The organism is Pseudoduganella danionis (assembly GCF_009720775.1).
GTDB classification, from domain to species: Bacteria; Pseudomonadota; Gammaproteobacteria; order Burkholderiales; family Burkholderiaceae_D; genus Rugamonas; species Rugamonas danionis.
On sequence record NZ_WNKW01000007.1, the window covers coordinates 16,833 to 35,918 of the forward strand.

At 61.9% G+C, this 19,086-nt stretch carries 16 protein-coding genes; 2 read left to right on the plus strand and 14 right to left on the minus strand.

Annotated elements, in window-relative coordinates; all coding sequences use genetic code 11:
- Positions 1–2 precede the first annotated feature (2 nt).
- A complete protein-coding gene (locus GM655_RS19925; RefSeq protein WP_371866904.1) occupies positions 3–785 on the plus strand; it encodes a glycosyltransferase family 2 protein in 783 nt (260 codons plus the stop codon).
- Positions 786–819: 34 nt separating this feature from the next.
- The gene (locus GM655_RS19930) at positions 820–1,869 is read left to right on the plus strand and encodes a putative sugar O-methyltransferase (RefSeq protein ID WP_155436427.1); all 1,050 of its coding nucleotides are present in this window, start codon (positions 820–822) and stop codon (positions 1,867–1,869) included.
- A 78-nt stretch (positions 1,870–1,947) separates the two neighbouring features.
- Here the strand turns inward: GM655_RS19930 and GM655_RS19935 are convergent, their stop codons facing one another.
- From GM655_RS19935 to GM655_RS20000, 14 genes are all read right to left on the minus strand, one after another.
- Positions 1,948–3,510, minus strand: a complete 1,563-nt coding sequence (locus tag GM655_RS19935; RefSeq protein WP_229632661.1) for a glycosyltransferase — start codon at positions 3,508–3,510, stop codon at positions 1,948–1,950.
- 12 nt (positions 3,511–3,522) lie between these two features.
- Positions 3,523–4,578, minus strand: coding sequence for an NAD-dependent epimerase/dehydratase family protein (locus GM655_RS19940; RefSeq protein ID WP_155436428.1), 1,056 nt, complete (start codon positions 4,576–4,578; stop codon positions 3,523–3,525).
- Positions 4,579–4,580: 2 nt separating this feature from the next.
- Positions 4,581–5,591 (minus strand): 4-hydroxy-2-oxovalerate aldolase, encoded by a 1,011-nt coding sequence (gene dmpG / locus GM655_RS19945; RefSeq protein ID WP_155436429.1) that lies wholly within the window; start codon positions 5,589–5,591, stop codon positions 4,581–4,583.
- Entirely contained in the window at positions 5,584–6,495 is a 912-nt protein-coding gene (locus GM655_RS19950; RefSeq protein ID WP_155436430.1) for an acetaldehyde dehydrogenase (acetylating), read from the minus strand. The genes dmpG and GM655_RS19950 overlap by 8 nt, the downstream gene beginning before the upstream one ends.
- A 21-nt stretch (positions 6,496–6,516) precedes the next feature.
- The gene (locus tag GM655_RS19955) at positions 6,517–7,449 is read right to left on the minus strand and encodes an NAD-dependent epimerase/dehydratase family protein (RefSeq protein WP_155436431.1); all 933 of its coding nucleotides are present in this window, start codon (positions 7,447–7,449) and stop codon (positions 6,517–6,519) included.
- 1 nt (position 7,450) lies between these two features.
- On the minus strand, positions 7,451–9,283 hold the full coding sequence (locus GM655_RS19960) for a thiamine pyrophosphate-binding protein (RefSeq protein WP_155436432.1): 1,833 nt from the start codon (positions 9,281–9,283) through the stop codon (positions 7,451–7,453).
- A complete protein-coding gene (gene rfbH / locus GM655_RS19965) occupies positions 9,283–10,608 on the minus strand; it encodes a lipopolysaccharide biosynthesis protein RfbH (protein WP_155436433.1) in 1,326 nt (441 codons plus the stop codon). Before rfbH ends, GM655_RS19960 begins: the two co-directional genes overlap by 1 nt.
- 52 nt (positions 10,609–10,660) lie before the next feature.
- Positions 10,661–11,752, minus strand: a complete 1,092-nt coding sequence (rfbG, locus tag GM655_RS19970; protein WP_229632664.1) for a CDP-glucose 4,6-dehydratase — start codon at positions 11,750–11,752, stop codon at positions 10,661–10,663.
- Positions 11,734–12,507, minus strand: coding sequence for a glucose-1-phosphate cytidylyltransferase (gene rfbF / locus GM655_RS19975; protein WP_155436434.1), 774 nt, complete (start codon positions 12,505–12,507; stop codon positions 11,734–11,736). Before rfbF ends, rfbG begins: the two co-directional genes overlap by 19 nt.
- Before the next feature lie 121 nt (positions 12,508–12,628).
- Entirely contained in the window at positions 12,629–13,390 is a 762-nt protein-coding gene (locus GM655_RS19980; RefSeq protein WP_155436435.1) for an acetyltransferase, read from the minus strand.
- Between the two features lie 15 nt (positions 13,391–13,405).
- Entirely contained in the window at positions 13,406–14,527 is a 1,122-nt protein-coding gene (locus tag GM655_RS19985; protein ID WP_155436436.1) for a DegT/DnrJ/EryC1/StrS family aminotransferase, read from the minus strand.
- Positions 14,524–14,946 carry a sugar 3,4-ketoisomerase gene (locus GM655_RS19990; protein ID WP_155436437.1) on the minus strand — a complete coding sequence of 141 codons (423 nt, stop codon included), beginning with the start codon at positions 14,944–14,946 and terminating at the stop codon, positions 14,524–14,526. Before GM655_RS19990 ends, GM655_RS19985 begins: the two co-directional genes overlap by 4 nt.
- Positions 14,943–15,839, minus strand: a complete 897-nt coding sequence (locus GM655_RS19995) for a glycosyltransferase (RefSeq protein ID WP_155436438.1) — start codon at positions 15,837–15,839, stop codon at positions 14,943–14,945. Before GM655_RS19995 ends, GM655_RS19990 begins: the two co-directional genes overlap by 4 nt.
- Before the next feature lie 18 nt (positions 15,840–15,857).
- Positions 15,858–19,052, minus strand: coding sequence for an O-linked N-acetylglucosamine transferase family protein (locus GM655_RS20000; RefSeq protein WP_229632662.1), 3,195 nt, complete (start codon positions 19,050–19,052; stop codon positions 15,858–15,860).
- Positions 19,053–19,086: the final 34 nt, after the last annotated feature.

A 19,086-nucleotide genomic window follows, 5' to 3' on the forward strand; every position in this document is an offset into this window, starting at 1 on the left:
CCGTGTTTTCCATTATCATCGCCACCCATGACCGGCCCCTGCTGCTCAAGCGCACGCTGGAATCGCTGATCGCCCAGACCTGCCAAGATTTCAAGGTCATCATCGTGTCCGATACGGCCAGCTATCTGCCGCCGTATCTGGAACTGACCCAGCTCGATGGCCGCTTCGACTATGTGATACGGCGCAGCGGCGCGCCGGGTCCGGCGGCCAGCCGCAATCTGGGCCTGGCGCTGGCCGATGGCGAATACCTGCTATTCCTCGATGATGACGATACGTTCCGGCCCGGCCATCTGGCCGCGCTCAAGGCGCGTTTGCTGCAGGACCGGCCGGCGCTGCTGTTCTGCGATTTTCAGGTGCTCAATGAAGATCGCACGGTGATGCCGCCCACGCCGCTGTCGGGCCAGAGTATTTCGATCGCCGATGTCAGCAGCGACAGCGTGTATGTGCGCAACCGCATCCCGAATAGCTGTGTGGCCTACCGGCGCGATGTGCTGGCCGGGGTACGCAATGATGCCGAGCTGATTCTGTATGAAGACTGGGATTTCCTGCTGGCCGCCATGCAGGGCCGGCAACTGGTGCACTTTGCTAGCGATGGCGTAGTGATCCACAAGAGCCAGGCGACGGCACCGGAAAATATGCGGCGCGGCAATTCGCGCGACGACCAGATCGTCAACGTCATGCTGCAGCTGTACCGCAAACATCCGGCGCCCAATCTGGCTACCCGGCAAGCCCGTCAGGCTTTGCTGGCCAGCGCCGGCATCGTGCTCGATCTGAGCCATTTTTAAACCCTAGCGACAATAACCTCCGAGAAGGAATGCCATGTTTTTGACCGTAGAGAATGGTTTTATCGAGCGTCCGGCCGCGGTTGACCGCGCCATCGTCGAACGTGTGATGGCCTCGTATAACAAGGCGAAAGCAGTGCAGAAAGATGCGCCGGAAGAGTATCAGGTCAGCCATATGTGGCTGCCCATCTATCAGGGCTTTATGGGCGACTTGATGCAGACGATGGCGAATCGCGACGTCGACAAGCTCATGAAGATTTACGGTAATTTCTTCCGCGACCAGAGCACGATCGGCATCCATGGCATGCCCGTTGATATGCAGAGCACCTATTTCTCCGGCAATATCACGGAAGAAGCCAAGAGCAATTATCTGGCCGACGTGATGCACCGCATGCAGATCTGGCTCGCTTCCATGGGCAAGACGCACAAACTGGAAGCTCTGCAGACGCCGCTGGTGGGCAATCCTTACGGCTTCTATATCGATGGCCAGTTCTTCCGTGCCGGGGTGGATTACCAGCACTACTATGCCACCATCATCAGCCGCCTGATCCGCAGCAAGCAGCACAAGACGGTGCTGGAACTGGGCGGCGGCTTCGGTGGCCTGGGCCACTTCCTGATGCGCGACAATCCCGACCTGACCTATATCGATGTGGATCTGCCCGAGAATATGGCGTTGAGCGCCTACTACCTGCTGGCCGGTTGCCCCGACAAGAAGGTGGCGCTGTATGGTGAAATCGATCTGGCCACGGCCGATTTGAGCCAGTACGATGCGGTGGTGTTGCCGAATTTTGCCATGGCGGAACTGAAGGACGATAGCGTTGACATGGCGTTCAATTCCTACAGTCTGGCGGAAATGTCGCTCAATAATGTGGCCAACTATGTGCGCCAGTTCAGCCGGCTGTCACGCAAATTCATCTACCACATCAACCACACGGCGATTCCGCCCGTGCGTTCGGATGACTTCGCGTTTGACTTCGAGAAGTTCGAACTGATTTCGCGCGCACCGGCGCTGTGGAATCTGGCACGCAATAAAGACATGGACGAGTTCGAGTACCTGTACAAGTCCAAGCACCTGAGCTTCGAGTAAGCGGAGTGGCTGCGCACCGGCCGGTGCGCAGCGTAAGGGCAACTAGCCAGCATACGGCAGGCGCGCGCGCGCTGCCGTTCAGTCCTGCAGCGCAGCCAGTATGGCGTCGACGTTTTCTTCCGTCAAACCCTGATACAGCAGTTCGCGGTTTGCCAGCAGGCGCGCATCGCTGACTTTGTTGAAGTCGAAGGCCAGCATTTTTTCCACGATGGCTGGCGCATAGCGGTGCTTGATATAGCGCGCCGGATTGCCGCCCACGATGGTGTAGGGTGCCACATCCTTGGTGATCACGCTGCCGGCCGCAATGATGGCGCCCTGGCCGATCGTGACGCCGGACATGATCAGCACGTCATAGCCTATCCACACATCGTCGCCCACCACGATAGGGCCTTTGGTGGACGATTCCAGCGTTTCGCCGAAATATTTGACGAGGAAGGGGAAGGTGGAAAAGCCGGCATACGGGTGATTCCCGCCCAGCATGAATTTGACTTCGCTGGCGATCGAGACAAAGCTGCCTATGGTCAGCCGTTCGGCATCGCGGCCATAGGCCATGATGTTGAGTTCGCCGTAAGTGCGCCGCCCGACGCTGATCTTGCTGAAGTCGAACGGGCCGGCCGACATGGTCAGCACGGTGTGGTTGTGCGGATTGAGCGCACGCCAGTAATCGGCTTTCTGTTCTTCGAAGCTCTTTTCGACGGGCGCCGGTGCGGGGGCTGGAGCGGGCGCGGCAGCCGCTGCGGCGGGTGCTGTGCCGATCAGATGCTCGACGGCCTGATAGAAATAGTCGTCATGCAGATAGTCCTGCATGTATTCGAAGAAGCCGGTCTTGGAAAAATCATTGTCCTTGCCGAAGTAGTAGGGAATGATGTGATTGATCAGCAGTGACTTCTTTTCCGCCTGAAATACTTCGTTGCTCAGTTGCCCGCTGGCCAGATAGGGCTTGAGCAGCGATAGATAGTTCTGGCCAAACACCTGCGCCACGTTATAGCCGCTCTTGCGACCCGCATTCACGCCGGCGAAGTAATTCCCGTATAGCACGATGGCGCGCTTGCCTATGCCCATCAGGCGCAGCATCACGTCGGTCTGCACCAGCTTCAGGTGGGCATTGCGGCTGAAATCGGGCATGGCGTAGAACTCTTCGCGCCACATGCCGAAGCCGCCTATCCAGGTGGCGAAATACGAAACGCGTGCCACGAAAGCATCGAGATTGGGCAGGATCTCGAGCGGCTGGCCCGCGTACATATTACCGTTGGTGAAAAACACCACGGGCTTTTCCGTTTGCACGGCGCTATACACCTTGACCAGTTCGGCCAGGCTGCCATCGAGTATCACCAAATTATCGTTGTGCAGTTTCAGATAGGCGCCGCTGCCCATGCGCAGCGCCGCTTCAAAATTCTTGTCCGGGAAAATAGGTTCCGGATGGCGCTGGTATTGGATTTTGTCCGGATAGGCGGCGGCAAAGGCCTGGCCCACGGCGGCCGTACTATCGTCCGAGCAGTTATCGGAGATGCACACTTCGATATCGTGGGTCGCATGGAAAGCCGGCTGGGCGACGATGCTTTCCAGCGTCTGTTTCAGAAACGGCCCGCGATTGAAGGTCGGGATGCAGATCGAGAGTATAAAGCCGGGAGTTGCCATCATCAGTCCGGTAAGTTAAGCACGCGGCTGGGCAAACCAGCGGTAAGTCTTGCTAATCGTCTGTTCCAGATTGCAGGTCTGGCGCACGCCGAGGCGGCGCTGGGTGGCACTCACATCGGGATAGAGATCGTCCTGGGCCGGCTGTTTGCCGGGCGCCGTATTCAGCGCCACGCGTGGCGCCGGGGCGGCATGTGCACTGATCAGCTTGACCAGTTCCAGATGGCTGACCGCTTCGTCGCTGCCCAGATTGTAGACTTCGCCATCAACGCCTTTGACCAGCGCGGCCAGCGTCCACCACGCGGCATCGCTGCCGTACAGATAGCTGCGGCGCGCGCTGCCATCACCATGGATGCGGATTTCGCTGCCGGTCAGGATGTCGCGCAGGAAGTTGTTGATGGCCCAGGGACGGTCCAGTTGCTGGTAGGCGCCCGTCAGTGTGAACGGCCGCACGGTCGACAGCGGCAAACGGTACTGGCTGCGGTAGATCGAGGCCAGCATTTCGGCCGAGCGCTTGGCGTCCACATACACTTTATGCAACTGGCCGACGGGCACGGGGAACACATCGTTTTCGCTGAGCGGACCGGGGCGCTGCGGTGTGCCGGCCACCAGACAGGAGCTGACGTTGAGGAAGCGCAGCAGGCCATCGAGCTGGCTGGCAGCATCGAGCGTATTGCTGATGCCGGCCACAGTGGTCTGGTGCACGCGCAGCGGGTCGGAAGCGTGCACGCGGTTATTCGGGATGCCGGCCGCATGGATCACATAGCTGGTGCTTTTGGCCAGTTCGAACGGCGAGCGCACATCCTGCGAACGCAGGCGGATGTCGTCGCGCTGGGCCAGATGGGGATATTGCTGCGGCCATTCGCTGATATTGCGCGCATACAGGTCGAGGCGGATGCCGAGCTGGTAGTGGTCGTTCAGGGCGGCCACCATTTCGGCGATCCAGCTACCGAGGAAGCCCGTGCCCCCCGTGACGGCGATGTGCTGGCGTGCCAGCGCGGCCCGCACTTCGGGCTGCGCGGCGCAGGCGTTCAGGCAGTCCTGACGCATTTCGGCAAAGCGGGAGTGACTCATGATTATCCTTTCGCAGCGGCCAGTTCGCGTGCCACTTCTATGATCAGGCTTTCCTGGCCGGCCACGGCATTGCGTTTGCCCAGCCCGAAGAAGATATCGCGCGCGTCGACCTGGTAGTCGGCGGCGGCGCGCGCCACCGGCTTGGCAAAGCCGGAGAAGACGCCGGCCAGACCGGACACGATGGACAGCGGCGAAATCGACGGTGCCACCGGATTGAAGGTCTTCTCGGCCACATCGGCCGCGTCGAGAATTTTGTACAGGTCGATGCCGGTCTCGAAACCGAGGCGCTCGAACACGGCCACCAGCACTTCCAGTTGGGTATTGCCCGCACCGGCGCCAAAGCCGCGGATGGTGCCGTCGATGATGCTGGCACCCGCTTCGACGGCGGTCACCGAGTTGATGATGGCCATGCCCAGATTGTTGTGGCCGTGGAAGCCGACAGGGATGTTCAGCCCCTGCACGAGCGTGCTGATGCGCTCATGTACATCGGCCGGGAAATACGCGCCGGCCGAATCCATGATGACGATGGCTTCCGCACCATAGGATTCCATCTTTTTGGCTTCTTCGAGCAGCACGGCCGGGCTGGCCATATGGCTCATCATCAGCACGCCCCAGGCTTGCTTGCCCGCTTCGCGTGCGTAAGCGATGTGGCGGTCGGTGATGTCGGCTTCGGTGCAGTGGGCGGCGATGCGGAACAGGTCGACACCGAGCTCCACTGCGCGCGACAGGTCCTTGCGAATGGTGCAGAAACCGGGAATCACATGGATGCCCAGCAGGCTGCGCTGCAAATGCTGGCGCGCCGTGCTGAGGATGTCTTCGTCGCTGAGGCTGCATTCGCCGACCAGTAGCGAGGAGGCGCCCAGGCCGTTGCCATGGCCGACTTCCACGATGGGGACGCCGGCCGCTTCGGCCGCCTGGCAGTAAGCGATGAAACTGTCGCGGCTTAGCTGATGGCGTACCGCATGGTTGCCATCACGCAGGGTGGGGTCGCTGATCAGGATTTTCTTAGCCATGTTGCTGCTCCTGGTGAGAGGTAGGGATACGCGCCCGGGCCAGCATTTCCGCCATGGCGATGGCCGCACAGTTGATGATATCGAGGTTGCCCGCATACTGGGGCAGGTAGTCGCCTGCGCCCACCACCTTGATGGTGGTGATGATGCGGTCGCCTTCTATGGTGGGCGGCACGATCAGCGCATAGCCGGGTACATAGGTTTTGAGCTGGGCCACCATGGCATCGACCGAGGCGCGGATGGCGGCCAGATCGGGGTTGGCGATCTTGGCGTAGATGGTGGTCTGCATATCGATAGGCGGGCTGGCCGGATTCAGAATCAGGATGGCCTTGGCACGCTGCGCGCCGGAAAAGCGCTGCAGCGCTTCCTCGGTGGTGTCGATGTATTCGTCGAGATTGGCGCGGGTGGCCGGACCGGCGCTACGCGAGGCGATGCTGGACGCGACTTCGATGTATTCGATGTTCGGGTGCACCATGCCGATGGCTGCGGCGATCGGGATCGAGGATTGGCCGCCGCAGGTAATCATGTTGATGTTGGCGGCGCCGCTGTCGAGGCAGGCCTGGGCATTGATGGCCGGAATGCAGAATTCGCCGAGCTTGGCCGGGGTCATGTCGATCACCGTCTTGCCGAGCTGCTTGAGCGCCGCCCAGTGCGCCACGTGGGCCTGCGCCGAGGTGGCGTCGAACACCAGATCGCAGATGGACGGATCGCTGAGGATGGCTTCGATGCCGCGGTCGGAAATCGGCACGCCCAGCTGGCTGGCCCGCTTCATGCCGGCGGAATTGAAATTGCGGCCGGCGAACAGCGTGCACTGCAAGTGTTGCGAGCGCATGGCCTTGATCATCAGGTCGGTGCCGATATTGCCGGAACCGATGATGGCAATTTTGAGTTTGTCTGAGCTAGTCATCTGGAGTCACCCGTGGTCTTGTTATGTAGCATCTCTAGCGAGGATTATCGCCGATTCCTGCACGATGCCATCGAGAGAAGAATAGCGGGGTTGATAGCCTAATTCGGCGGCTAGCCGCTGGGTCGAGTAGTAATTCGGCTTGCTGCCGGTGGCGTTGACGAGGCCGGCCGGCGCCGGACTGACCTGATAGCGCAAGCCGAAATGTTGTTGCATGGCATCCAATAATGGCTGTTTGGCGATCGGCGCCGCGCTATAGCAGTCCAGTGCCTGATTGAGCGGCGGGCCGTCCAGCACGCAGCGCACGAGCTGGTGCAGGTCGGCCGGATGCAGGTAGTCGCGCACCATGCTGGCGGCCGAGGTGTCGAGCACGCTGCCGGCGCGGATCGCACGCAGGATGTCGGTAATGAAAAAGCGCGCAGCCAGATCCTGGCTGCGGCTGAAATAATTGAACACGCGTAAGTCGGTAATCGCCAGCGGCGCCAGGGCGCGGTGCTTGCACTCGGCATGCAATTTGGCCACCGCATAATAATCCTGCGGCTGCAGCGCATTGATCGGCACGCTGGCCAGCGTGTCCGGGCCGGCCGGCTGTTCGAAGCGGGCACCGTAGGCCGCCCCGCTGGACAGGAAGATATAGCGCCGCTGCGGATGTTGCGCGAGCTGCTGCAGCACCAGATCGTCAAACTGCTGGGTCAGGCTGAAGATGGCGCCGCCCAGTTGCGCGGCGCGCTGCGGATCGCCGACGCCGACGAAATTGAGCACTGCATCGTGCGCCTGCTGGCCGTAGTCGGCATAGTGGTAGACCGGGTAGTTCAAGCCGTGCGCCTGCTGCCATGCCATGATGGCGGCCGTGTCGCGCCCGTATAGCAGTAGCTGGCTGCGGCCTTCCTGTGCCAGCGAGCAGATCAGATCGCGTGCGATCTGGCTGCTGGCACCGAGGATGGCGAGATGTTGCATATCACAGAGATTTGGATTTTTCGTGCATGCCTTCCAGCATGGCCTGTTCCAGTACGTCGCGCGGCAGCAGCGGCGACAGGTCTTCCAGCGGCGGCGACACCAGCGTGCCGTCGGCCTTGGCGACCACGCCGAGTTTGGGCGAGAACAACTGCTGCGGATGCATGAATACTTCGCAGATCACCGGGCCCGTCGCGGCCTGCACGGCGGCCAGCGTGGCGTCGCATTCGTCCCAGCCGCGGATCTGGTAGGACGGGATGTCGAAGGCGGTGGCCAGCTTGGAGAAGTCCGGGCAGGACACGCCGGATTTGCGGTCAGTGCCCACATAGTCCGATTTGAACAGCGACTTCTGGGTGTGCTTGATCATCAGATAGCCGTCATTATTGAAAATGAACAGCTTGATCGGCAGCTGGTGGTGCACCATGGTCTGCAATTCCTGCAGATTCATCATCATGCCGCCATCGCAGTTCAGGCACATCACTTCGCCGCGCTCGGTGGCGAACGAGGCGCCCAGTGCGGCTGGCAGGCCATAGCCCATTTCGCCCAAACCGGTCGACGTCATGAAGCGCTGGCCCTGCTGGAAACGCAGCACCTGATGGCCGCTCAGCAAGGCCGTGCCCATGTCGGTGACGACGATCTGGTCCGGCTTGAAGAACTGGTTCAGGCGTTCCATGAAGCGGTAGGAATTGATAAAGCCTTCCGGATCCGCGTGTTCCTCGCCCACCCACGGGAATTGCTGCTCATACGCGCGGCAGCGCTCGAGCCAGCCCAGCCGCACGGCGCTGTCCGGCTGGGCCGTAGCGGCCGAGCGTGCGAGCAGTGCGGGCAAGAACTGGGCCGCATCGCAAACCAGATTTTCGCTGGTGCGGCTGGCATGTTTGCAGGCTTCGTCGCGGTCGATGTCGACCACGTCGATGCGCGCCATGCGGGCCAGTTCGCGCAAGTCGTAGCCGATCTGCGGAATCGCCAGACGGGTGCCGATGGCCAGTACGTAATCGCTGTTCTGCAGGATGAAGTTGGCGGCACGCTGGCCATACACGCCAGCGCGGCCGAATACCAGCGGGTGGTCGGACGCGATCATGTCGATGCCGGCCCACGATACCAGTGCCGGTACGCCCAGTTGTTCGAGCAGCGGCTGGATCAGGTGTTCGGCGCCGGCCAGGCGGATGCCGTTACCCAGCCACAGCAGCGGACGCTCGGCCTGGGCCAGTGCCGCCACTACGCTGTCGAGCTGGGTACTGAGCGCAGCGTCGAGCTGATTTTGACGGACCGGTGCCTGATAGTGCGCCAGCGTGGCCGGATCGATACGGCTGGACTGGATATCCATCGGAATCTCCACCCAGCATGGGCCGGGGCGGTCGGCCAGCGCCAGATCGACGGCTTTTTCCAGCTCGTACACGGTACGCTCGGCCTGCATCACGCGCACCTGGTATTTGCTGACCCGCTCGACCATCTGGCACGAGTCGTAGCCTTGCACGCCCCACATGCGCAGCGGGTTATCGCTGCGGGTAAATTTGGAATTTTCGTTACCGGCGATGACCAGACAGGGGATAGAGTCAGCCCAGGCCGACACCACGCCCGTGACGCCATTGGTGGAACCGGCGCCCGTGGTCAGCAGCGCGGCAGCAATGCGGCCGCTGGTACGGTAATAGGTCTGCACCGCCATGCAGGCGGCCTGCTCGTGGTGAACGCAGACGATTTCAGTAAAACCACGGCGCGTAATGGCTTCGAACAGGTGCACATTGCCGGCGCCGATGATGCCGAACGCGTGGCGGATATCGAGTTGTTCCAGCGCGGCGGCGACCAGCTCGGCCACCTTGATTTGTTGTTGTTGCATCAGAAATTCACACCAAAGAAAGCTTCGATTTTCTCGACCGCGTAATCCAGCATTGCGCGGCTCAGGCCCGGATAGACGCCGATCCAGAAGGTATCGTTCATCACGCGGTCAGTGTTGGTCAGCTCGCCGGAGACGCGGTAATTGCGCCCCACCATATACGGCTGGCGTGTCAGATTGCCGGCGAACAGCAGACGCGTGCCTATCTTGTGCTGGTCCAGATAGGTCAGCAGGTCGACCCGGTCGACATTCGCTTCCGGCTTGATGGTCATGGGGAAGCCGAACCATGACGGGTCGGAATGTTCGGTGGCCTGCGGCAGGATCAGGAACTCGGCACAGGACTGCAGGCGTTCGGTCAAATAGGCGAAGTTGTCCTTGCGGGCCTGGATGAAGCCGGGCGCGCGGTCGATCTGGGCCAGGCCGCAGGCCGCCTGCATGTCGGTGATCTTCAGGTTGTAGCCCAGGTGGCTGTAGGTGTACTTGTGGTCGTAGCCGACCGGCAGTGTGCCCAGGCACTGGCAGAAGCGTTTGCCGCAGGTATTGTCCTTGCCCGGTGCGCAGTAGCAATCGCGGCCCCAGTCGCGGAACGATTCGGCGATCATCTTCAGCTCGGCATTGTTGGTGAATACCGCGCCGCCTTCGCCCATCGTGATGTGGTGGGCCGGGTAGAACGACATGGTGCCGATGTCGCCGAACGTCCCGACCATCTTGCCGCGGTAGGTGGAACCCAGCGCATCGCAGCAGTCTTCGATCAGCCACAGCTTATATTTTTTGCACAGCGCCGTGATCACATCGAGGTTGTACGGGTTGCCCAGCGTGTGGGCCAGCATGATGGCCTTGGTCTTGGGCGAGATGGCCGCTTCCAGCTTGCTCACATCGATGTTGTAGGTGCCCAGCTCGACATCGACGAACACGGGAATCGCGCCGAACTGGATGATGGGGTTGACGGTGGTCGGGAAGCCGGCAGCTACGCCGATCACTTCGTCGCCGGGCTGGATCGCGCGCGCGCCCAGCTTCGGCGAGGTCAGCGTGTTGAACGCCACCAGATTGGCCGAGGAGCCCGAGTTCACGGTGATCAGGAAGTCCACGCCGATCAGCTTGGCCAGCTTGGCTTCGAACTGGTCGTTGAAGCGGCCCGTGGTCAGCCACGCGTCGAGCGACGCTTCCACCATCAGTTCCATTTCGGGCGCGCCCACCACCTTGCCGGCCGGCGGAATCACCGTCACGCCCGGCTCGAAGGCTGGCGGCACGCTGGCCAGCGCGCCGTATTCGCCCACCAGCTTGATGATCTGTTCGCGGAGTTGCTGTTTGCTTTGTGCTTCACTCATGATTGCTGCCTTGTTTATGTGCGCTTAGTTGTGTGCGCTTAGTTATGTCCACTTAAAGATGTGCAGTGTTGTGATAGGTATCGATCTGCGCCAGCGTCACGGCGCGCATGTCCTCGCCGCGCGCATGCGCCTGATGCCAGGCCACGATCATGTCTATGGTCTGGCCTAGCTGCCAGCGCGCCTGCCAGTGCAGCCGCGCGCGCGCTTTGGCGCAATCGAGTTTCAGGTAGTGGGCTTCGTGCGGCTGCGGCGCGCTATCGAGTTCCCAGCGCGCTTGCGGGCCCCAGCTCGCGCACAGCCGTTTGATGATCCACTGGACCGGACGGGCATCCTGTTCGTGCGGGCCGAAGTTGAAGCCTTCCGCATAGGCCGCGCCGTGCTGGTAGAGCTGCTCGGCCAGCGTCAGATAGCCCGACAGCGGTTCCAGCACGTGCTGCCACGGGCGGATCGCATGCGGACTGCGGATGCGTACAGGCTGGCCGGCGCTGATGGCGCGCAGCATGTCGGGAATCAGCCGGTCGGCAGCCCAGTCGCCGCCGCCGATCACATTGCCCGCGCGCGCCGAGGCCAGCGCCACACCGTGGCTGGCGTACTGATCGGGATGGAAATACGAGTTGCGGTAGGCTGACGTGACCAGTTCGGCGCAGGCCTTGCTGTTGCTGTACGGGTCGTAGCCGCCGAATGCTTCATTTTCGCGGTAGCCCCAGTCCCATTCCTTGTTTTCGTAGCATTTGTCGCTGGTGACGTTGAGCACGGCGCGGATGCCAGGCGTCTGGCGCACGGCTTCGAACAGGTTCACCAGCCCCATCACGTTGGTGGCATAGGTTTCCACCGGATGGCTGTAGGAATAGCGCACCAGTGCCTGGGCCGCCATGTGGATGACGATGTCCGGCCGGGCCGCGGCCATGGCGGCACGCAACGCCGCGCCGTCGCAGATGTCGCCGATCACGGACGTCATGCCGTCGGCCACCCGGGCCGCTTCGAACAGGCTGGGCTGGCTAGGCGGCGCCAGCGCGTAGCCCGTCACGTGGGCGCCCATTTGCTGCAGCCAAAGGCTCAGCCAGCTACCCTTGAAACCCGTATGTCCCGTCAGGAATACCCGTTTGCCTTGCCAGAATGCCGCGTTCATGGCCAGCGTTTCCATGGCGCTTTGCCGCTCTGCCACAGGTCTTCCAGCAGCACTTTATCGCGCAGCGTATCCATCGGCTGCCAGAAGCCGTGGTGGTGGAAGGCGTCCAACTGGCCGTCGCTGGCCAGCCGTTCCATCGGTTCCTTTTCCCAGGTGGTGCTGTCGTCGCTGATGTAGTCGATCACTTTGGGCGACAGTACGAAATAGCCGCCATTGATCCAGGCGCCGTCGCCCTGCGGTTTTTCCTTGAAGCTTACGATGCGCTGGCCGTCGATGTCGATCGCGCCGAAGCGGCCCGGTGGCTGCACGGCCGTCATGGTGGCCAGCTTGCCGTGGCGGCGGTGGAACGCGATCGACGCGCTGATGTCGATGTCGGCCACGCCGTCGCCATAGGTGAAGCAGAACGCTTCATCATGTTCGACATACTGGCGCACGCGTTTCAGGCGGCCACCCGTGAGCGTGTCGGCGCCGGTATCGATCAGCGTGACTTTCCACGGTTCGGCATGGCGCTCGTGCACTTCCATGCTGTTTTTCTGCAAGTCGAAGGTGACGTCGGAGGTGTGCAGGAAGTAGTTGGCGAAGAATTCCTTGATCACGTAGCCGCGGTAGCCGCAGCAGATCACGAAGTCGTTGATGCCATGGGCGGAATAGCTTTTCAGGATATGCCACAAGATGGGCTTGCCGCCGACTTCCACCATGGGTTTCGGCTTGACAGTGGTTTCTTCGCTGAGCCGCGTGCCCAGGCCACCTGCCAATATGACTGCTTTCATACTATCCCCGGATCTTTATGAGTGGACGCAGACCACATTATCTCTTGCGTCGCGGCTATTCTAAACGAAAAGCAGAGCGCAATAGCAGCGGCAAACCCGGCGATGGGGGGATTTACGACAGTCAGGGCGCGTCGCCGCCCAGTGCGGGCTCGCCGGCATCCCAGCCGGCCGTGATGTGGTCGGGATAGCCGCGGCGGAAATGGCGGGTCCACGGGTAGGCTGGTGCATGGCTGCCGTCTTTGAGCTTGACCTCGGCCGTGTCGTACAGGTAGCGCGCCGGATTGCCGGCCACTACGGTATGCGGCGCGACGTCGCGGTGGACTTTGCTATGGGCCGCCACCAGCGCACCCTGGCCGACCTTGACCCCGGGCAGGATCACCGACATGGCGGCGATCGCCGCATAATCGCCGATTTCGCAGCCGAGCAGCAGATTGCTGGGTGGATGCGGGTCATTGGTCAGCACCGTATACGGCAGCAGCCAGACGAAATTGCCGACTTTCGAGGCCTTGCCGATGAAGACGTTCGACTGGCAGCGTACATAATCGCCGATGCTGCAATCGCCCTGGATATCGTTCATGGTGCCGATCTGCATGGCCAGTCCGGCGCGGGTGTGTTCCCTGACCACGACGCGGTGTCCGGTGACCAGGCCGGCGCCGAATTGCGAGCCCTGGTAGAACACCGAGTGCGAGCGGATGCGCGCGCCGGCACCGATTACCAGCGGCGCGCCGTGCGCGAGCGGGGTAGGGTAGCCAAGTTCGCAAAAGCCATCGACCACGCTGTTGGCGCCCAGTTCAACATCGGCGTGGATCACCGTGAACGGGCCGATACTGACGTTCTCGCCCAGCTTGGCCAGTGGCGAAACGATCGCGCTAGGATGGATCATGGCAGGCTCCGTGGCTCAGTTCGGCTGGGCCAGTTGGGCCAGGCAGGCGCGCAGCGTGGCTGCCACGTGGCGCGCTTGATCGAGCGACATGGTCGGCCCCATAGGCAGGCTCAGCACTTCGCGATGGATGGCTTCGGCCAGCGGCAACTGGCCGGGCTGGTAGCCCAGCTCGGCATAGGCGGGCTGCAGATGGGGCGGCACCGGATAGTGCACGATGGTGCCTATGCCGGCCTGGGCCAGCGCCTGTGCCAGCGCGTCGCGCTGCGCATGGCGGATCACGTACAGGTGCCAGACCGGCTCGGCCCAGTCGGGCACTTGCGGCAGCGTCAGGCCGGCAATGCCGGCCAGTTCCTGCTGGTACACGGCGGCAATTGCGCGGCGCTGGGCATTGTCCTGATCCAGCGTTTGCAGCTTGACGTCGAGCAGGGCGGCCTGCAGCTCGTCGAGACGCGAGTTGTAGCCGGCCACATCGTTGTAATACTTGACCTTGGAACCATAGTTGCGCAGCGTGCGGATCTGTTCGGCCAGTGCCGCATCGTTGGTGGTGACGGCACCGCCGTCGCCGAGTGCGCCCAGGTTTTTACCGGGATAGAAGCTGAATGCGGCGGCATCGCCGAGCTGGCCTGCCACGCCGCCATGGCAACGTGCACCATGGGCCTGGGCCGCATCTTCGATCACTTTCAGGCCATGCTGGCGCGCGATCGGCAGGATGGCCGCCATGTCGGCCGTCTGGCCATACAGGTGTACCGCAATGATGGCTTTGGTGCGCGGCGTAATGGCGGCGGCAAGGCGGGCCGGATCGAGGTTGTAGCTCGCTTCCAGCGGTTCGACCGGCACCGGCACGGCGCCGCAGTGGCTGACGGCCAGCCAGGTGGCGATAAAGGTATTGGACGGTACGATGACTTCATCGCCGGGACCGATGCCATAGGCGCGCAGGATCAGGAAAATCGCGTCGAGGCCGTTGGCCACACCGATCGCGTGCTGGCTATCGCAATAGCGCGCGAAATGGGCTTCGAAATTGGCCACTTCCTGTCCCAGCACATACCAGCCCGACTGCAGCACGCGCTGGAACGCGGCCTCCAGCTCGGCAGCGTGGGCCAGATTGATGGCTTTCAGATCGAGAAACGGGACGTTCATGGGCTGACTCGCTTGTGTTGGTGCGCCGCGGCGACGAATTCTTGGTAGTTGTGGAAATAATCGTTCTTGTCATACAGCGTGGAGGCCAGCACCACGCACACGGCGCCGGAGGAAAAATTCTCCACTTCGCGCCACATCATGCCGGGCACGTACAGACCGTAGTAAGAACGGTTGAGCTGGAATTTCTTGCGTTCATAGCCATCGTCGACGATCACGTCGAAACTGCCGGACATGGCGACAAACAGTTGCTGCAGTTCGATGTGGCCATGGCCGGCGCGTGCCGAACCGCCCGGCACATCGTACAGGTAATACACCCGCTTGATGTCGAACGGAATATGGATGCCCCCTTCAATCACGGACAGATTGCCGCGCACATCATGGTGGGGCGGCAGGTCGATCAGCCGGCACTGGTCCATCATACGCTGGCTCCTGCGGCTTGCTGCTGGCTGGCCAGCACGCTGTGGAAGCGCTGCTGCGAACGGCCGACCATGGGGAATACCCCACTCAGGCGGGCCGCAACATCGTCCACCGTGGGCTGCATGACTTGCAGCTCGGCCGGGGTGACGATGCCCACGTCGCAGGATTCGATCAGCAGGTCGATGTAGTCGGAGAAGCAGTAGCCGAAGTTGGGGTTGCTGTTCGGATTGCTGTTCGATTGCAGCCGCTGGTCATGGCGGAAATACGACAGTTCTTCGTCGATGTAGAACACTTTGCCGTCGGCAGCCAGATTGAAATAGGCCGCCACATCAGCCAGACCCAGCGTGCAGTCATGGTTGTGGTAGCGGAACAGATGGCGTCCGATCTGCCACAGGCGCTCGCGGCGGAACATGATGGAACTGAATTCGCCGACGAAATTGCGCATGCCCAGCACCATGCTGCGCTGCATATCGCGTGCGCTCATGCTGCCGCTGGCCTCGTAGGGACGGCGGGTTTCGGTGCGCTCGTTATCGACATTGATCACTTGCGAGGCGGAGAAGACCAGCTGGATCTCCGGGTCCATATTCATGCTGGCCACCATGCGCTCGATGCAGAACGGATGCAGGATGTCGTCATCGAACAGCGGCTTGATGAATGCGCCTTTGGCGGCAAACATGGCGGTCAGCACATTCTGTTCGCGCAGCGCGCTATTGCGCTGGTAGATCAGGTGCTGACTATAGCGCTGGCAAATTTCCTGGATGGCCGAGCTGGGGCAGTTATCGCTGACCAGAATTTCGATATTCGGATAGCTCTGGCCTAGTGCCGAACGCAGGCAGGCTTCGAAATGCGCCGTCTTATAGGACGGAATGACGATGCTGACTAAGGGGTAGCTCATGAACGCTATGCTCCTGATTTACGCGGCCACGGCCGTGACGATGTATTGCCATGGCAGCGCGTCTTCCACCGCCACTACCGGGTCGATGCCGCTGGCACCGGCCATCAGGCGGATTGCCGGCAGGTATTTCTCGCGCGCCGGTTCATCGATGATGCGGGCGCTGCCGCCGCTGATCTGGAAGCCTGCCTGCTGCAGCATTTCCAGCATGGCGCCGCGCGTGAAGATGCGTTTGCGCGATTTTTCCAGACCGTTCGGGCCGTAGCGCAAGTCGCCCGCATTCAGCCTGGCCTGTATGCTCCAGTGTTGGAAGTTGCGGATAGTGGCAATCAGTTTGCCGCCCGGCGCAATGCTGGTGCGGATCTTGGCCAGCACGCTCCATGGATCATCGAGCATTTCCAGCGCTTCGTCGAGCACCCAGGTGTCGGCCCCGCGCACATGGTCCCACAGCTCGGCGCCGGCCTGTTCTATGTCGGCATGGAACACGAAATCGCAATGTGGCCGGGCCGCCTGGGCCAGCGCCGGATCGTGTTCGATGCCGGTATAGTCGACTACCGCATTGCGGGCCTTGTACGCTTTGGTGAAAGCGCCGTCGCGGCAATGCAGTTCGACGATCTTGCGCGCGTCGAGCGGCACAAATTGCAGCAGGTCGGTATTGACGCTGGTGCTCGCGCTGGGCAGATTGTAGTGGTAGCCGCCGGTACGGATCACCGTGCCTTGCCAGTCGTGCTTGATGTAGTTGCGCTGGGTAGGCTGAGGCGCGAAGTCTTGCTTGACCCAGTCGATATTGCCGATCAGCTCATGCGCGCCAGCATTATGCAGGGCCAGCATGGTGGCGATCAGCGGCGCGCCATGCTTGATCGGCAGCGGCCATAGCCGCACGACTTCGATATTCGTCAGCATGCAGGCCGGATGCAGATAGCGGATCGGGCCGTCCGGACGGTCGTAGCCCTGATCCGTCACGGGCTGGATGCTGCCCACGCCATACATGCCGGGGCGCAAATGGCTGTGCATGGATTCAATGAAGCCGCCCTTGATGATTTCCACATCGGAATCGAGGAACAGCACTTCACCCGACAGGCCCAGGTGGCGGATGGCCCAGGCCAGACCCGGACCATGGTGGATGTTGTAGCCGAAGGGAATGAACTCGACATTGCTGAACTCGGCCGTGATCGCGCGGATTTTTTCCGCCACATCGGGATTCGAGCCGTCGATCACATAGACCCGGTTGCTGTAGTACTTGCGCAGGCTGGCCAGCAGCGCCGCGATCAGGTCCGGCGAATTGTAGGACACCGTGATGATGGGGATCTGCTCGATCTGCACCGGTTCGCTGGCCTGGCTGGTCTCCTGCGGATGCACGGCATGGGCCGGCGCAGCCAGTCGCGGTGCGGCCGGCTTGGCCACGCTTTGCAGTGCCGTTTCGAGGTTGCGGACGAAACGCGGGCTGTCGAACAGTGCGCAGCTCAGGCGGTTGGCATGCAGCTGGCGCTTCATGGCGGCAATCTGCTGCGGCGCATGGGCCAGCGCCACGGCTTTTTCTTCGTAATCGGCGAAGTTATAGGTGATCAGCTGCGGCAGGTCGACCGCGCGCAGCAGGCTGCCGGCCATGCGCGAGGAGAAGGTCTGGCCAGCACAGGTCAGCAGCGGCAAACCGGCCCACAGTGCGTCGCTGGCGGTGGTGCCCGCATTGAACGGGTAGGTGTCGAGGAACAGGTCGGCCAGTTGGTAGCGCGCCAGATATTCGGCCGGGACGGCGCGGGTATTGAAAATCAGGCGCTTGCGGTCGATGCCGGCCTGCTCGGCATGGCGGTACAGGTTTTCGCGCACTTCCGGATAGTCGGCCACCAGCCACAGCACGCTGTTGGGCACGCGCCGCAGGATGTTCATCCACACCGAGAACAGCTCCGGCGTGAACTTGAAATTATTGTTGAACGAGCAGAACACGAACGCGTCTTCCGGCAAATGCACGCTGGCGCGGCTGGGCTTGGCCGCGATCTGGCGCTGGCGGTCATTGATCTGGAAGGTGTCAGGCAGGTAGAGCGGCTGTTCGGTGAAATGCTGCTGCATTTCCTTGGTGATCAGGAATTCGTCGGCGATCACGTAATCCACGCCGGGCAGGCCGGTGCTGCCGGGGAAGCCCAGATAGGTGAGCTGCACGGGGGCCGGCCGGTACGCCAGAATATTTGGCCGCGCGCCCAGCGTCAGGCCGTGCAGATCGACCAGCAGATCGATCTCATGGGCGCGGATGGTGCGTGCAGCCTGCTCGTCGCTCATGCCATCGATGCGGATGTAGTGGTCCATGGCTTTGACCACGCGGGCGCGAATCGGCGAACCATCTTCGCGGCTCCAGCTAAACGCATACACCTCGAATTTATTGCGGTCGTGCAGCTCGTAGAGCTCGGCCGTCAGGATCGATACCGCATGCGAACAGAAGTCCGAGGACAGATAGCCGATGCGCAGGCGCGTGTGGCCATAGCCATAGGCACCCGTCAGTGGCGCCACCGCGGCATTGACTTTCTCGGCCACGAAGCGGCGTGCGGCGGCCAGTTGCTGGGCCGGATCGTCGGAGGCGCTGAGCATGGCCAGCGCCGATGTGCCTTCCATCATGGTGGCCATGGAAATGTGTTCGAGACCGCTGTAAACCGGCCATTTGCACTGTTTCTGGCGCAGGTGGACCCAGTGCGTCATCACATGATTCTGCTGCGGGTCGACGCGCAAGCTTTGCGCCAGCATGGCTTCCGCTTCCGGATAGCGTTTGCGGATTTCCAACAGTCGGCCCAGATTGTTGAGGGTTTGCACATGTAGCGCGGGCGTGCTCTTGATGTCGGGCTGGACTTCGGTGAGGATGCTGTTCCAGGTGGCCAGCGCTTCTTCCGGCCGGCCCACGCGTTCCAGCAGCGTGCCCAGGTTCAGACGGCCTTCGACGAAATTGGGATTCTGGCTGATGGCCAGACGCAGCTCGACTTCGGCGCCGGCATCGTCGCCGCTGGTGGACAGCACCACGGCCAGATTGAAGCGCGCCGCATAGGCTAGCGGGGTATCGGTATGCGCGATCCAGGCGCGGTAGAGCGCAATTGCGGCGGGCATCTGTCCGCTCTCCTGCAGCACGGCGGCGGCGCCGAACAGGTCACTGATGGAGAGCGCGCCTTTGACCGCCAGGGCCATGACGGTGCCCAGCGGGCTGTTATCGGTGGGAGCAGGAGCGAGAGCGTTCATAGCTGGATAGATTAGGATGAGCCAGAATAGTGTG

Coding starts and splice junctions, on each gene's coding strand:
- GM655_RS19930 (WP_155436427.1), top strand. CDS start 820: ATGTTTTTGACCGTAGAGAATGGTTTTATCGAGCGTCCGGCCGCGGTT.
- GM655_RS19935 (WP_229632661.1), bottom strand. CDS start 3,510: ATGATGGCAACTCCCGGCTTTATACTCTCGATCTGCATCCCGACCTTC.
- GM655_RS19940 (WP_155436428.1), bottom strand. CDS start 4,578: ATGAGTCACTCCCGCTTTGCCGAAATGCGTCAGGACTGCCTGAACGCC.
- dmpG (WP_155436429.1), bottom strand. CDS start 5,591: ATGGCTAAGAAAATCCTGATCAGCGACCCCACCCTGCGTGATGGCAAC.
- GM655_RS19950 (WP_155436430.1), bottom strand. CDS start 6,495: ATGACTAGCTCAGACAAACTCAAAATTGCCATCATCGGTTCCGGCAAT.
- GM655_RS19955 (WP_155436431.1), bottom strand. CDS start 7,449: ATGCAACATCTCGCCATCCTCGGTGCCAGCAGCCAGATCGCACGCGAT.
- GM655_RS19960 (WP_155436432.1), bottom strand. CDS start 9,283: ATGCAACAACAACAAATCAAGGTGGCCGAGCTGGTCGCCGCCGCGCTG.
- rfbH (WP_155436433.1), bottom strand. CDS start 10,608: ATGAGTGAAGCACAAAGCAAACAGCAACTCCGCGAACAGATCATCAAG.
- rfbG (WP_229632664.1), bottom strand. CDS start 11,752: ATGGAAACGCTGGCCATGAACGCGGCATTCTGGCAAGGCAAACGGGTA.
- rfbF (WP_155436434.1), bottom strand. CDS start 12,507: ATGAAAGCAGTCATATTGGCAGGTGGCCTGGGCACGCGGCTCAGCGAA.
- GM655_RS19980 (WP_155436435.1), bottom strand. CDS start 13,390: ATGATCCATCCTAGCGCGATCGTTTCGCCACTGGCCAAGCTGGGCGAG.
- GM655_RS19985 (WP_155436436.1), bottom strand. CDS start 14,527: ATGAACGTCCCGTTTCTCGATCTGAAAGCCATCAATCTGGCCCACGCT.
- GM655_RS19990 (WP_155436437.1), bottom strand. CDS start 14,946: ATGATGGACCAGTGCCGGCTGATCGACCTGCCGCCCCACCATGATGTG.
- GM655_RS19995 (WP_155436438.1), bottom strand. CDS start 15,839: ATGAGCTACCCCTTAGTCAGCATCGTCATTCCGTCCTATAAGACGGCG.
- GM655_RS20000 (WP_229632662.1), bottom strand. CDS start 19,052: ATGAACGCTCTCGCTCCTGCTCCCACCGATAACAGCCCGCTGGGCACC.